Below are 13,725 nucleotides of genomic sequence, written 5' to 3' on the forward strand. Positions count from 1 at the left end.
GTCTTATCCTTGGGAGTTGACCGGCCGCGCCGCGGCGCCGCCATTGTTGATGGCCCAGGTGGCATTGGTCTTGATGCCGCCCAGCGGGAAGAAGTGCACATTGGTGATGTTGAAATCGGGATTGGCGGCCTTGTGCGCGGCCAGCTCTGCGATCACATCGGTGGGCTCGTAGGGCAAGAGCAGCTTGGAGACATCCATCGCCCGTTTCTGCAGCACCTTCAGCGAGGGGCCGACACCGCAGGCAATGGCGAATTTGATCAGGGTCTGCAGCTTGGCGGGGCCCGCGATACCGATATGGATCGGCAGATCGACGCCCGCCTCTTTCAGCCCGTCGGCCCAGGCGATGATCGGCTTTGCGTCAAAGGCAAACTGGGTGGCCAGCGCCATCTTGGCATCGGTGCGCTCGGCGAACTTCTGCTTCCACAGAAGCGCCTCCATCACGTTCTTCACGGATCCGTCAGGGTCGATATCCTTGTTGCCCTCGGGGTGGCCCGCCACATGCAGGTTGGTGAAACCTGCCTTGTCGAAAAGACCCGTTTCCAGCAGTTGCATCGAGCTGTCGAAGGCGCCGTGCGGCTCTGCCACGCCACCGGCCAGCAGCAGCGCCTGTTTCACATCCGCCTCGCCCTGGTAGCGCGCGATCCAGTCGGCCAGCGTGGCCTCATCCTTGATGATGCGGGCCGGAAAATGGGGCATCACCGGGTAGCCTTCGGCATGGAGCCGCTTGGCGGTTTCCACCATGTCCGCGATCGGGGTGCCTTCGATATGGGCGATGTAAACGCGGGTGCCCGCAGGCAGAAGATCGCGAAAATCCTCGACCTTGGCAGCGGTGCGCGGCATCACCTCGATCGAATAGCCCTCAAGGAAGGCCTGCACATGCGGCATGACCGGCTGCGGGCTGTCGGCCTCGCGTTTCCTGAAATTCAACAAAGCCATTGCGGCCTCCCATAGTGCTGTCAGGCTCATGCCCATCCATCATTGGCAATCAGGGCCTTCAGCCGGTCCTGATCGTACTCCTGCTCCAGACGTGTCGCCTCGGCCTCTGCGACCTCCTGCGGCTCGCCCTCCACCGCATAAGCCTCTGCCTTGCGCCATTCTGCCAGGTAGGCGTCGGCGTCCTTGGCGTTGACCTTCATCGCGGCACGGTCGATGGCCTGTTCGAAGCGTTCTTCCAACTGGCGCTTGGCCCCACGGCGCCCCTTGCCGACGATGACCTGCGCCGGAATATCGCGCCAGTAGACGATGGTTACATCCGGCATGTCGGCTCCTTCCTTTTCGCCTGTTCAACTGTGTTTCTAGATCGCCATCAGAAAACGCGGGCGCCGAATTTCGACAACACTTGGGGTGTGAGCGACGTTTTGACACGACTTGCCCGGATTGTGCGCCCGGCATGACCGCACCCGCCTCCGTGACACCGTTTCTTTGTGCCCTGCCGGGTTTTTCCCCGCAGCAGTCACATGCCTGTGCAATAGCCGGGCTCCGGCGCATGAATACCGGTTGGGCTTTGTGATCACAGGCGCCACTCCCCTTGCGTCTTTGGGGCGGCGGACATATTCTAATTGCAACACGATAATCGGAGGGCGTGAATCATGGCGCCCAGGCGTTCCAAAGGTGCGGGCGCGTTTCCCAAGGTGGTCGAAACCCCTGTACCAGCCCGTCCGGATCCGGATGCGCTTTATGCTGCGCTGGATCTTGGCACTAACAGTTGCCGCATGCTGATTGCCCAGCCCAAGGGCAGCGGTTTTCATGTGGTGGACAGCTTTTCCAAGTCGGTTCAACTGGGAACCGGGCTTGAACGCACCGGGCGCCTGTCCCGGTCGTCGATGGCGCGCACCATCCAGGCGCTGAGGATCTGTCAGCAAAAGCTCAAACGCAACAAGGTGCGCCGGATGCGGCTGGTCACCACCGAGGCCTGCCGCCGCGCCAAGAACGCGCGCGAGTTCATCCGCCAGGTGAAACGCGAAACGGGCCTTACCCTTGAAATCATCCAGCCCGAGGAAGAAGCGCGGCTTGCGGTGATTTCCTGTGCGCCGCTGGTCTCCACCAAGACCGAGCAGCTCTTGGTCGTGGATATTGGCGGCGGCTCCACCGAATTGGTCTGGATCGATATCTCCTCGGTTCCGCGCCGCGACCGACCCGCCGCCATCATGCGGCTTCACGCGGGGTTCCACGCTGCCGAAAGCCCCTTTCCCGCGGCCAAGGTGGTGGATTGGATTTCGGTACCCCTGGGCGTTGCGACCCTGCGCGATCAGTTCAATGATGTTGAGGATGACGCCGCCCGCTTTGCCCTGATGAGCTGGTATTTCGAGGAACATCTGGCCGATTTCGCCCCCTATAAGGACGAGCAGGCCCGCGAGGGGTTCCAGATCGTCGGCACCTCCGGCACCGTGACCACCGTGGCGGCCTCGCATCTGGGGCTGAAGCGCTATGACCGCACCAAGGTGGACGGGCTGCGGATGACCAGCGATCAGATCGACAAGGTGATCCGCGGCTATCTGGAGCTCGGACCACAGGGGCGGCGCAGCGATCCCCGTATCGGCGAAGACCGGCAGGCCCTGATCATGTCCGGCTCTGCCATCCTGCAGGCGCTCTTGCGCTGCTGGCCCACCGATCGGCTGTCGGTGGCGGACCGTGGCCTGCGCGAAGGGCTGCTATATGCACAGATGAGCGCGGATGGCGTGCTGGAAGACGGGCCGTTCTGAGCGCACGGGCATTTGAGTTTCCCGTTTCGATCTGGCATGGAGCCCGCAGACGGCGCCCGCACTGACAAAGATGGTAGGTAACATGGCTAAGACCCCTTCAGGAAAATCCCCCACCGGCAAGAACACCTCGGGCCGGGGTCAGCGCGACCTGAAGGTGAAGGTCAAGACCGCACGCGGGCGCAAGCTGTCCTCCACCCGCTGGCTGCAGCGGCAGCTCAATGACCCTTATGTGAAACGCGCCCAGGCCGAAGGCTATCGCGGGCGCGCCGCCTACAAGATCATGGAGCTCGACGACAAGTTCCGCTTCCTGGTGCCGGGTGCCCGGGTTGTGGATCTGGGCTGTGCGCCGGGCGGCTGGGCGCAGGTTGCCGTGAAACGCATCAATGCACTGGGCGAAAAGCAGGGCAAGGCGGTGGGCCGCATCATCGGCGTTGACCTGCAAGAGGTTGAACCGCTGGCGGGGGCCGAGTTCCACCAGCTCGATTTCATGGATGAAGGCGCCGACGATCAGGTCAAGGAATGGCTTGGCGGCATGGCCGATGTGGTGATGTCGGACATGGCGGCGGCCAGTTCCGGCCACAAGCAGACCGATCACCTGAAGATCATGGCCCTGTGTGAAGCGGCGGCCTATTTCGCCTTTGATGTGCTGGAACAGGGCGGCACCTTCGTGGCCAAGGTGCTGGCGGGCGGCGCCGAGGGCGATCTGCAGAAGCTCTTGAAGCAGAAGTTCACCAAGGTCGCCAATGTCAAACCGCCCTCCTCACGGTCGGACAGTTCCGAGAAATTCGTGATCGCAACCGGCTATCGGGGCTGATCGGCGTAGGATTGCCCCAATGACGCGGTTGCACCTTACGCAGCAGGCTTGTGGGACGCATCCAAAGACATCAGCGCCACTTCCCGCCACAGGCTGGTGTCGAGCCGCTCACCGTCACACTGGCGCGAGATGATCACGCCGCGCGATGCAGCCCTTTGTGCACCGACGGGCGCCGCGAACAGTTTGAACAGAGCTTTCAGCATCCCATGTCTCCTCTCACGTCTTGAGTTGAGACAGGGGTATGCGGCCAATGCGCCCGGCCAATGACCAAATTATGGCACCGCCGCCTTATTGTTTCGAAATGCGAAACAAAGGGACGTCACGCATCAGTCAACATAGCCATGCACTTCCGCCTCGACGCCCTCGGTGCCCGGTTTTGCCATCAAGGCATGATTGAACTCCGCCCCCAGAATCAGGATGGCGGCATTGACATAGAGAAAGATCATCGCGGCCATCGCCCCGGCCAGCCCTGCATAGGTGGCCGAATACTGGGCAAAGGATCCCACATAGATGGCAAAGCCGACCCCCGCCGCCCACCAGAGCACCAAGGTCAGCAGCGCACCGGGCAGGATTTGCGCCAGCCGGTGGCGCTGCCCCGGCAGCACGACATGGCACAGCAGCACCGCCACCAGCGGCACCAGCAGCAACAGAACGCCATGCAGCCCCTGATCCCAGCCCCGGCCAACAGCCGGAACCGGCAACAGATCCGCCACATAGCGCAGATAGAGCGGCAGGATCACCTCGAACAGCGCGGTCGCCAACACCCCTGCCCCGCCCAGAATCACCAGGCCAAGGCAGATCAGCCGCGCCTGCCAATAGGGGCGCGGATCGGTGTCCCCATAGGCATTGACCAGGGCAACCCGCACCGCATCCACCCCATTGGAGGCAAAGTAGAGCGTCAACAGCCCCCCGAGGGTGGCCAGCCCCGTGCTGGAACTGTCCAGCACCGCGTATAGCTCCCGCAGGATCGGGCCAGAGACCTCTTCAGGCCAGCTCCCAAAGACCGGATCGAGCAGATCCCCGATCGAGACATCCTGCCCCAGAACCGACGCCAGCGCCCCGGACAGTGCCACAGTGAACAGCACGAAGGGAAACAGCGCCAGCATCATCGACATGGCGATATGGCTGCTCATCACCCAACCGTTCTTGCGGTTGAAAGATGACAGCGCCGCAAGGACGGCCGAGAACACGGTCGCGGGAATGGCAAGATGTTTCATGTCTGCAGGCTTTCACAGCTGCCACCGGATGACCAGTGTCGCAAGGGCACGGCACCCCGTTCTATTCGCCACCGCGCCGCTTTCGTCACGACACTTGCGGCGGGACAGTCCGGTTTATCTGGCATGCGCGGCCCTGGGCCGCCATACTCCGGCCTGCAGGAAGGTGATTGAGGAACTTGAACGTTGACATTCTGGGTCATTGTCAGCACCGCTGCCCTCGTTTCGATGTGGGGGCTGGCAGCCCTGGCCGCGCTCAATGCGGCCCGCACCGCCCGCACGCCGCAGGGTGCCATCGGCTGGGTGGTCTTCTTGCTGTCCTCGCCGCCGCTGGCCCTGCCCGCCTATCTGCTGTTCGGCCACCACCGGTTCGAGAAATACCGTACCGCCTGGCAATCCGCCCAGGATGAGGTACAGAGCCTGCAGAGCATGGCCGACCTGCGCAGCCCGGGACCTGTCGCGACCCCGATTGCAACCGCCCCGTTCCAAGCGGTCTCCGGCTTTCAAGTCTGCGGCGGCAATGGTTTTGAACTGCTGGCCGATGGCGAAACCGCCTTTGAGGAGATGTTTCGCACCATCGACGCGGCGCGGGACTACCTGCTGATCCAGTTCTATATCGTGCGCGACGATACCCTTGGCCAACGCTTGAAACAGCATCTGATCGCGGCCGCCGAGCGCGGCGTCGCAGTTTGGTTCCTGGCCGATCCAATCGGCAGCCACCGGCTGAGCAGATCCTATCTGGCCGATCTTGAGCAGGCCGGTGTCAATCTGATGGATCGCAGCAGCCAGCGCAGCGCCAAATACCGGATCACCCTCAACTTTCGCAATCACCGCAAGACCCTGGTGGCCGACGGGCGCATTGCCTTTACCGGCGGCTTGAACGTGGGCGATGAATACCTCGGCCTCAGCAAGACCTTCGGTCCCTGGCGCGACACCCATGTCAAGCTGACCGGTCCCGTGGTGCAGCAATTGCAGCTCACCTATGCGCAGGATTGGCACTGGCTGACGGAGGAGCCGATCCTTGACCTGCTGACCTGGCAGCCAGAGATGTCACCCGAAGACCGCGCCGCGCTGATCGTGCCCACCGGCCCCGGCGACACCACCGAGACCGGGTCGATGATGTTCTTCTCCGCCATTGCCGCAGCACGGCAAAGGGTCTGGATTGCCTCCCCCTATTTCGTGCCAGACTTTGACGTAATCGCCGCGCTGAAACATGCGGCACTGCGGGGTATCGATGTGCGCATCCTGGTGCCCGAGGGGGTAGACCACTACCTTCCCTGGCTGGCGTCCTTCGCCTATTTCGACGATCTGCGCCGTGTCGGGGTAAAGGTGCTGCACTACACGGATGGGTTCATGCATCAAAAGGTCTTCGTGATCGATGAAACCCTGGCTGCCGTCGGCACCACCAATATGGACAACCGGTCCTTCCGGCTGAACTTCGAAACCATGGCCCTGTTCTTTGATCAGGATGCCGCCCGGCGTGTGGCCGCGATGCTGGAGAATGACTTTGCCAAGTCCCGGCCACTTGAACGCGCCCTGGCGGAGCAGCCCTGGCCCCTGCGCCTGTTTGCGCCTGTCGCCCGGCTGCTGGCCCCGGTCCTTTAGAAATCGCACCTGGATCAAAGGGAACTGATCCTCCCCCCTGTTCCTTGACGCCCGCCCCGCTACATGGGGAAATACAATGCACAGTGCAGAATAAGACGAGCAGCCCCGGGTATGGTCCTCAAAATCTCCGACGTCACAAAATCCTATACCAGCGGCGCCACTGAAATGCCGATCCTGCGCGGTGTCTCGCTGGAGTTGGAAGCCGGGACAAGCCTTGCCCTGACCGGCGACAGCGGATCTGGCAAAAGCACGCTCTTGCATCTCGCCGCTGCACTGGAGGACTTCGACAGCGGCGAGATCAGCGTTTCGGGCACTCTCCTGTCCGGGCTGGATGAGGCAGGCCGCGCGGCGCTGCGGCGTCGCCAGGTCTCTCTTGTGTTTCAGCAGTTCAATCTCATTCCTTCGCTCAGCGTCGGCAGCAATCTGAGCCTGCATGCGCGCCTTGGCCAATGCCGTGACCGCACCTGGGAGCAGCAGCTGGTTGACCGGCTGGGCCTTGCGACCCTGCTGGACCACTTTCCCGAACAGCTGTCGGGCGGGCAGCAACAGCGCGTCGCCATCGGTCGCGCCATGGCCCTGCGCCCTGCCCTGCTGCTGGCGGATGAGCCCACCGGCAACCTGGATGAAACCTCCAGCGAGGCGGTTCTGGGCCTGATGCTGGACCTGCTGCGCGACAGCCGGACCGCCCTTTTCATGGTGACCCATTCGCGCGCCATCGCTGACCGGCTGGATCGCCAGATGCGGTTGAGCAACGGGCTGGTAGCATGATCTGGGCGGCCTTTTCGGCGCTCCTGTCCCATTGGCGGCGCCATCCCTTCCAGCTCTTGGCGATTGTCGCGGGGCTGGCGCTGTCCACCGGCCTGTGGTCTGCGGTTCAGGCAATCAACGCCGAGGCCCGCGCCTCCTATGCCCGCGCGGCCGCGCAACTGGGCCAGGCCCAGGCGGATCATCTGGTGGCCGAGGATGGCGACATCCCGCTGCAAACCTATGTTGCCCTGCGCCGCGCCGGGTGGCAGGTGGCGCCGGTTGTCGAAGGCCGTCTGCGCCTGGGCGCACAGTGGCTTGACCTGATGGGAATCGACCTTCTGAACCCGCCGCCGCTGCCCCTGTTTCTGGACGATCAAGAGCGCCCTGCTGCAGAGGCCCCGGGCGATATTGCCCAATCGCTGCTGCCCCCCGGCCAGATCTTCCTGCATCCGGAAATGGCCGCGGACATCGGACAACCCGCCAATGGCCCGGGGATCATCGCCTCTGCCGCAGTTCCGCGCGGGGTGGCCATTGCCGACATCGCCCTGGCCAGCCGCCTGCTGCAGCGACCCAACGGGCTGAGCCGGCTGATCCTGCTGTCGCCTGAGGCAAAGGACCTGCCGCCTATCGACCGCATCGCCCCGGGATTGCGCCGGATCGCCGCCAGGGAGGCCGCCGGGGCGACCGAGCGGCTGACAGACAGTTTCCACCTCAACCTCACGGCCTTTGGCTTGCTCTCCTTTGCGGTGGGGCTCTTCATCGTCCAGGGCAGCGTCGGGCTGGCGTTGGAACAACGGCGAGGGCTGTTTCGTACCCTGCGCAGCCTTGGAGTGCCGCTGTCGACACTGGTGGCGCTGCTGGCCGCCGAACTGGTGCTGATCGCCCTCTGCGCCGCCATGCTGGGGCTGGTCCTTGGCTATGCCGTGGCGGCTGCACTGCTGCCGGATGTGAGCGCCACCCTGTCCGGTCTCTATGGCGCCTCGGTCGAGGGCAGCCTCACCCTGCGCCCGGGCTGGATCCTGTCGGGGCTGATCATGGCGCTGGCAGGCACCCTCGTGGCCGGAGCACGGGCGATCCACAGGCTATGGCGGTTGCCCATCCTGCGCGCCCCCGCCACCGGCGCCCGCGGGCAGCAGGCCCGGCGCGGATTTCACCTCGCGGCGCTTGCGGGTCTGGGGTTGCTCGTGGCGGCGGCCGCCACGCTCGCCTTGTTCGAGGGGCTGCTGGCGGGTTTCGCCTTTCTCGGCGGGTTGATGCTGGGGGTGGCCCTGCTGCTGCCCATGCTGCTCTCAACGATGCTGACACTCGGCGCAAAGACCGCGCGCGGCGCGGTCAGCGAATGGCTCTGGGCAGACACCCGTGCGCAATTGCCCGGCCTGTCACTGGCGCTGATGGCCCTGCTGCTGGCGCTGGCGGCCAATGTCGGCGTCGGCACCATGGTCTCAAGCTTCCGCCTGACCTTCACCGGCTGGCTGGATCAGCGGCTCGCGGCAGAGATCTATGTGACCGTTGACAGTGACGACACAGGTGCCGCCTTCAGCCGCTGGATTGCCGCGCAGCCCGGCGCACGGGCGCTGCCGATCCGCTGGCACGAACTGCGCCATCGCAACGCGCCCCTGCGCATCTACGGGATCCTGGACGATGCCACCTACCGGCGGCACTGGCCGCTGCTGGAGGCAATGCCCGGCGTCTGGGACCGTGTCGCCGATGGCTCCGGTGTTTTGATCAATGAACAGCTGGCCCGCCGCCATGGCTATGAGCCTGGCGACATCCTGATCCTGTCCCCCGCGTGGCAGATGACGGTTGCGGGAATCTACTCTGATTACGGCAATCCAAACGGTCAGGCGATTGTCGCGATGCCGATGCTTCTTGCCCAGGTTCCGCCCCCGCCGAACCGCCAGTTCGGGATACGGACACCCGCGGACGAGACCGAGACACTCATGCTGCGCATGCGGGATGAATTCGGCCTGCCCCGCGACAGTATCGCCGATCAGGCAAGTATCAAGGCGCGCTCCCTTGCCGTTTTTGAACGCACCTTCGTGGTGACCGAGGCGCTCAATGTTCTGACCCTGGGCGTTGCCGGTTTTGCCATGCTGACCAGCCTACTGACCCTTTGGGGGCAGCGCCTGCCCCATCTTGCACCGGTCTGGGCGATGGGCGTGACCCGGGCGCGGCTGGCGCGGCTCGATATCCTGCGCAGCCTGCTTCTGGCCGGTCTGACCGCCTGCCTTGCCTTGCCGCTGGGGCTGGCGCTGGCCTGGACCCTGCTTGCGGTGATCAATGTCGAGGCCTTTGGCTGGAAGTTACCGATGTTCCTGTTCCCGCTGGACTGGCTACGCCTGTTCCTGCTGGCGCTATTGGCCGCAGCACTGGCCGCCCTGATCCCAGCCCGCAGGCTTGCACGACTGTCGCCCTCCGACCTGCTGAAAGTCTTTGCCAATGAGAAATAGTCTCTCCCTTCTGCATCTGCTCCGGGCCGGTCTGACAGCGCTCCTGCTTGCGCCGGTGCCCGCGCTGGCCCAGGGGTTTGCGGGGCTTGGCACCGATGCGGCCGGGTTTGCGGTTCCTGAACACGGCACGGTACTCACGTTTCCGCGCGATCACGGGCCACATCCCGAATACCGCATCGAATGGTGGTATCTGACGGCCAACCTCAAGGGCGAGGACGGGCGGGACTATGGGATCCAATGGACCCTGTTTCGCTCTGCCCTTGCGCCGGAGGAGAGACCCGGCTGGGACAGCCCGCAGATCTGGATGGGTCACGCCGCCCTGACGACGGAAGAGGCGCATTATCATTCGGAACGGCTGGCGCGTGGCGGCATCGGTCAGGCCGGGGTCACAGCCGATCCCTTTGCCGCCTGGATCGATGACTGGCAGATGCAGGCGCTAGGCGATGGCATCGACAGGCTGGACCTTTCCGCCAATGGTCCGGAGTTTTCCTATCGGCTGCACTTGCAGGCCAAAGGACCGCTGGTTCTGCATGGGGAGGATGGCTACTCGGTGAAATCCGCCAGCGGTCAGGCCAGTTATTACTATTCCCAGCCCCGCTACCAGGTGGAGGGTACGGTGAACCTGCCATCCGGCCCGGTTCAGGTCACCGGACAGGCCTGGCTCGATCGCGAATGGTCCAGCCAGCCGCTGGAGGCCGATCAAACCGGATGGGACTGGTTTTCCCTGTCCTTTGACACCGGCGACAAACTGATGGGGTTCATCTTGCGCGGGGGCACAGGCGATTTCACCTCCGGCACCTGGATCGATCCGGCTGGCACGGCGACGCCGCTGCCCCCCGGCACCTTTGCGGCCACGCCTTTGGCGTTCAGCAAGGTGGCGGGCCGCTCCATTCCCACCCGCTGGCAGGTTTCACTGCCGGAGCGGGGGCTCACTGCCACCGTCGAGGCGCTGAACCCGCAAGCCTGGATGGGCACGTCCTTCCCCTATTGGGAGGGGCCGGTACGGATCAGCGGCAGTCATCATGGCCTGGGGTATCTGGAAATGACCGGCTACGCGCCCGAATGATCCCGAAAATGAAACAGAGGCGCCCGCAAAAGGCGCCTCTGTGATTTGACATTGGCCGATGCCATTGCGCCGCTAGCGCACGACGAAGACCGAACACTCCGAATGGCGGATCACTCGCGCCGCATTGGGGCCAAGGAGGTAATCCTTGAGATCCGGCTTGTGGGCGCCGATCACGATCAGGTCGCTTCCCGCCTTCTCCGCCACATTCAGGATCTCCTGATAGGCGGTGCCGGTGGCGACCACATGACGGACCTTTTCGTTGCGCTCCGCCCCCAGCACCTCTTCGCAGAGCTGACGGAGATGGGCGGATGTGTCTCGCACCGCCTTGTCGTGATGGTGCTCTTCGAAAAAGCCCGAGACCCAGCTTTCGCCGAAATCCGGCAGGACGTTCACCACATCAAGCTGCGCATCGTCCAGTTCGGCCAGACGCGCGGCCTGTTCCAGAACCTTGCGGTCCAGCGCCGCATCGCCCAGTTCAAGCGCACAGAGAACGGATTTGCTCATGCCGGTACTCCTTCCTTGCTGGCCCGGCCCCGCTGCATCAAGGCCACCAGGGCCAGAAGCAGCAGCGCGGGGATAAAGATCAACTCCTTGGGCATCTGATCCTGCGGCGCCTGGATCGCGGTCACCTGCACCGGATCGTCACCGTAGAAGTCGAAACTGCCCAGGGTCTCTTCTGCCGGGGTGCCGAACCCTGGCGCGTCCAGCTTCATCAGCCCGTCTTCGGGGATCAGCACCAGACCGATGCCTTCGGCCATGGCAAGGCCATCACCCGACCCATCCGACGGGATCACCAGCGTGGTGGACGCCGCACCGCCGGTGTCGAAATCCGGGCCTTCGATGCGCAAACGGATATCCTGCCCTTCGTGCGATGCAGACAGCGCCTCGACCAGTTCGCTCGGCGGCACCGCGGCAAAGGGCGGCATGATCCGGTTCATGAAGAAGTCAGGACGGAACAGGGCAAAGGCCACCAGAACCAACAGCACGCTTTCATAGATACGGCTGCGGGTCAGGAAATACCCCATGGTTCCGGCGGTGAAAACCAGGATCGCAATGGTCGCGGAGATGGCCACCAATATGCCTTGTGCCCAGGTCACATCGATCAGAAGCAGGTCTGTGTTGAAGATGAACACAAACGGCAGCGCCACGGTGCGCAAAGAGTAGAAGAAGGCAACAAACCCGGTGCGGATCGCATCGCCGCCAGACACGGCCGCTGCGGCAAAGCTGGCAAGGCCCACGGGCGGCGTCACATCGGCCATGATGCCAAAGTAGAACACGAAGAGGTGTACCGCGATCAAGGGAACGATCAGCCCCGATTGGGCGCCAAGTTCCACCACGACCCCGGCCATCAGCGAGCTGACCACGATGTAGTTCGCCGTGGTCGGCAGCCCCATGCCAAGGACCAGCGACAAGAGGCCGACCATGATCAGCATCAGGATCAGGTTGCCGCCCGACAGGAACTCCACCAGTTCGGACATCACCTGACCAACGCCGGTCAGCGTCACGGTGCCGACGATCACGCCCGCCGTGGCGGTCGCCAGAGCGATACCGATCATGTTGCGCGCACCGTCAATCATCCCGTGCCACAGATCGCTGACGCCCTCCATGAAGTTGAGCGCAAGGTTTGCCTGGCCGCGGAACAGCGCCTTGAGCGGTTTCTGCGTCAGCAGGATCACGAACAAGAGCGCCGTCGCCCAGAAGGCCGAGAGACCCGGCGATTTCTGTTCGATCATCAGGAAGTAGACCAGCACGATGATCGGCAAGAGGTAATGCAGGCCCGCCTTGTAGATCTTGCCCACATCCGGCAGGTCCACGGTTTCCGCGTTGGGATCGTCCGGCACCAAGTCCTCGACCCCGGCGGCGAGTTTCAGCAGCACGACATAGGCTGCAACCACCAAGAGCGACAGGGTAATGCCGGATGCCTCGGGCATCAACGACACGATCCAGCCGACCGGGTATTGCACCCCGTAGCAGAGCGCCGCAAAGCCCGCGAAGAAGGCGGCCATGCCGCCGATGGTGCGGCCCATGGAAACGACCCGGTTGCCCAGGGTCGGCATGTTCCGCTTTACCGCCTCAAGGTGCACGATATAGACCAGCGCGACATATGAGATGGCGGCCGGCAGGAAGGCATGGGTGATGACCTCCACGTAGGAAATGCCCACATATTCCACCATCAAGAAGGCCGCAGCCCCCATCACCGGCGGCATGATCTGCCCGTTGACAGACGAGGCAACCTCGACCGATCCGGCCTGTTCATTGGTAAAGCCCACCCGTTTCATCAACGGGATGGTGAAGGTGCCGGTCGTTACAACGTTGGCAATGGAAGAGCCCGAGATCAGACCCGTCGCGGCAGAGCCGACGACGGCCGCCTTGGCCGGACCACCGCGCAGGTGTCCCAGGGCGCCGAAGGCCATCTTGATGAAGTAGTTGCCGGCCCCGGCCTTATCCAGCAGGGCGCCGAACAGCACGAAGAGGAAGACGAACTTGGTCGAAACCCCCAGCGCGATGCCAAAGACGCCCTCGGAGGTGATCCACATATGGCTCATCGCCTTTTTCAGGCTGGCGCCCTTCCAGCGAATGACCTCGGGCACCACCTCGGAAGAGCCGAAGAACACGTAAAGCAGGAAGATCGTCGCGATGATCGCCATGGCCGGGCCAAGCGCGCGGCGCGCGGCCTCGAACAGCAGCACCAGACCGGCCAGTGCGAACCACTTGTCCATGTCGTCGGCAAGCCCGCCGGAATCGACGATTTTCTGATAGAAGATATAGCCATAAAGCGCGATCCCCGTGCCCACCACCGCATAGATCCAATCCTGGATCGGGATGTACCCGCGCGGGCTGGTCTTCAGCGCCGGATAGGCGGCGTAGGCCAGGAAAATGGCAAAGGCCAGATGGATCTGGCGGGAATTGTTCACAACGCTGCCCGGCAGGATGACGTTGGACAATGGTGAGGCCAGAATGACCTGAAAGACCGACCATGTTACCGCAACGATGGCAAGGAACAGCCCCACAGACCCAATCGGGTTGCGCGCGCCCGCATCCGAGGATGCAACCAGTTCCTGCAGTTCTTCTTCGGTAAGCGGTCGATTTCCTTGCGCATCGGATGTCATGGATAATCTCCCCTGCG

12 protein-coding genes are annotated in these 13,725 nt (G+C 63.5%); 6 read left to right on the forward strand and 6 right to left on the reverse strand.

Going from position 1 to position 13,725, the window contains the following annotated elements; translation table 11 throughout:
• Positions 1-3: 3 nt before the first annotated feature.
• Complete coding sequence (locus tag PXK01_RS00325) at positions 4-936, reverse strand: methylenetetrahydrofolate reductase (protein ID WP_274858619.1); 933 nt, start codon at positions 934-936, stop codon at positions 4-6.
• Positions 937-962: 26 nt separating this feature from the next.
• The gene (locus PXK01_RS00330; RefSeq protein WP_274846814.1) at positions 963-1,259 is read right to left on the reverse strand and encodes a virulence factor; all 297 of its coding nucleotides are present in this window, start codon (positions 1,257-1,259) and stop codon (positions 963-965) included.
• A gap of 330 nt (positions 1,260-1,589) precedes the next feature.
• Between PXK01_RS00330 and PXK01_RS00335 the strand changes: the two genes are divergently transcribed.
• Positions 1,590-2,702, forward strand: coding sequence for a Ppx/GppA phosphatase family protein (locus tag PXK01_RS00335; protein WP_274846813.1), 1,113 nt, complete (start codon positions 1,590-1,592; stop codon positions 2,700-2,702).
• Positions 2,703-2,784: 82 nt separating this feature from the next.
• On the forward strand, positions 2,785-3,516 hold the full coding sequence (locus PXK01_RS00340) for an RlmE family RNA methyltransferase (RefSeq protein ID WP_274846812.1): 732 nt from the start codon (positions 2,785-2,787) through the stop codon (positions 3,514-3,516).
• A gap of 35 nt (positions 3,517-3,551) precedes the next feature.
• On the opposite strand, the gene PXK01_RS00345 is transcribed toward PXK01_RS00340, so the two are convergent.
• Together PXK01_RS00345 and PXK01_RS00350 are read right to left on the reverse strand one after the other, a co-directional pair.
• On the reverse strand, positions 3,552-3,719 hold the full coding sequence (locus tag PXK01_RS00345) for a hypothetical protein (protein ID WP_274858400.1): 168 nt from the start codon (positions 3,717-3,719) through the stop codon (positions 3,552-3,554).
• A 123-nt stretch (positions 3,720-3,842) separates the two neighbouring features.
• A complete protein-coding gene (locus PXK01_RS00350) occupies positions 3,843-4,733 on the reverse strand; it encodes a YihY/virulence factor BrkB family protein (RefSeq protein ID WP_274858402.1) in 891 nt (296 codons plus the stop codon).
• 183 nt (positions 4,734-4,916) lie between these two features.
• On the opposite strand from PXK01_RS00350, the gene cls reads away from it, so the two are divergent.
• From cls to PXK01_RS00370, 4 genes are all read left to right on the forward strand, one after another.
• A complete protein-coding gene (gene cls / locus PXK01_RS00355) occupies positions 4,917-6,335 on the forward strand; it encodes a cardiolipin synthase (protein WP_342456170.1) in 1,419 nt (472 codons plus the stop codon).
• Positions 6,336-6,446: 111 nt separating this feature from the next.
• Positions 6,447-7,103, forward strand: a complete 657-nt coding sequence (locus PXK01_RS00360) for an ABC transporter ATP-binding protein (protein WP_274858403.1) — start codon at positions 6,447-6,449, stop codon at positions 7,101-7,103.
• Positions 7,100-9,532, forward strand: a complete 2,433-nt coding sequence (locus PXK01_RS00365) for an FtsX-like permease family protein (protein ID WP_274858404.1) — start codon at positions 7,100-7,102, stop codon at positions 9,530-9,532. The genes PXK01_RS00360 and PXK01_RS00365 overlap by 4 nt, the downstream gene beginning before the upstream one ends.
• Entirely contained in the window at positions 9,522-10,598 is a 1,077-nt protein-coding gene (locus PXK01_RS00370) for a lipocalin-like domain-containing protein (RefSeq protein ID WP_274858405.1), read from the forward strand. The genes PXK01_RS00365 and PXK01_RS00370 overlap by 11 nt, the downstream gene beginning before the upstream one ends.
• Before the next feature lie 72 nt (positions 10,599-10,670).
• Here the strand turns inward: PXK01_RS00370 and PXK01_RS00375 are convergent, their stop codons facing one another.
• Both PXK01_RS00375 and PXK01_RS00380 read right to left on the reverse strand, forming a co-directional pair.
• Positions 10,671-11,102 (reverse strand): universal stress protein, encoded by a 432-nt coding sequence (locus tag PXK01_RS00375; RefSeq protein WP_274846806.1) that lies wholly within the window; start codon positions 11,100-11,102, stop codon positions 10,671-10,673.
• The gene (locus PXK01_RS00380) at positions 11,099-13,708 is read right to left on the reverse strand and encodes a TRAP transporter permease (RefSeq protein ID WP_274858406.1); all 2,610 of its coding nucleotides are present in this window, start codon (positions 13,706-13,708) and stop codon (positions 11,099-11,101) included. Before PXK01_RS00380 ends, PXK01_RS00375 begins: the two co-directional genes overlap by 4 nt.
• Positions 13,709-13,725 lie beyond the last annotated feature (17 nt).

The organism is Phaeobacter sp. PT47_59 (assembly GCF_028890025.1).
Classification (GTDB): domain Bacteria; phylum Pseudomonadota; class Alphaproteobacteria; order Rhodobacterales; family Rhodobacteraceae; genus Phycobacter.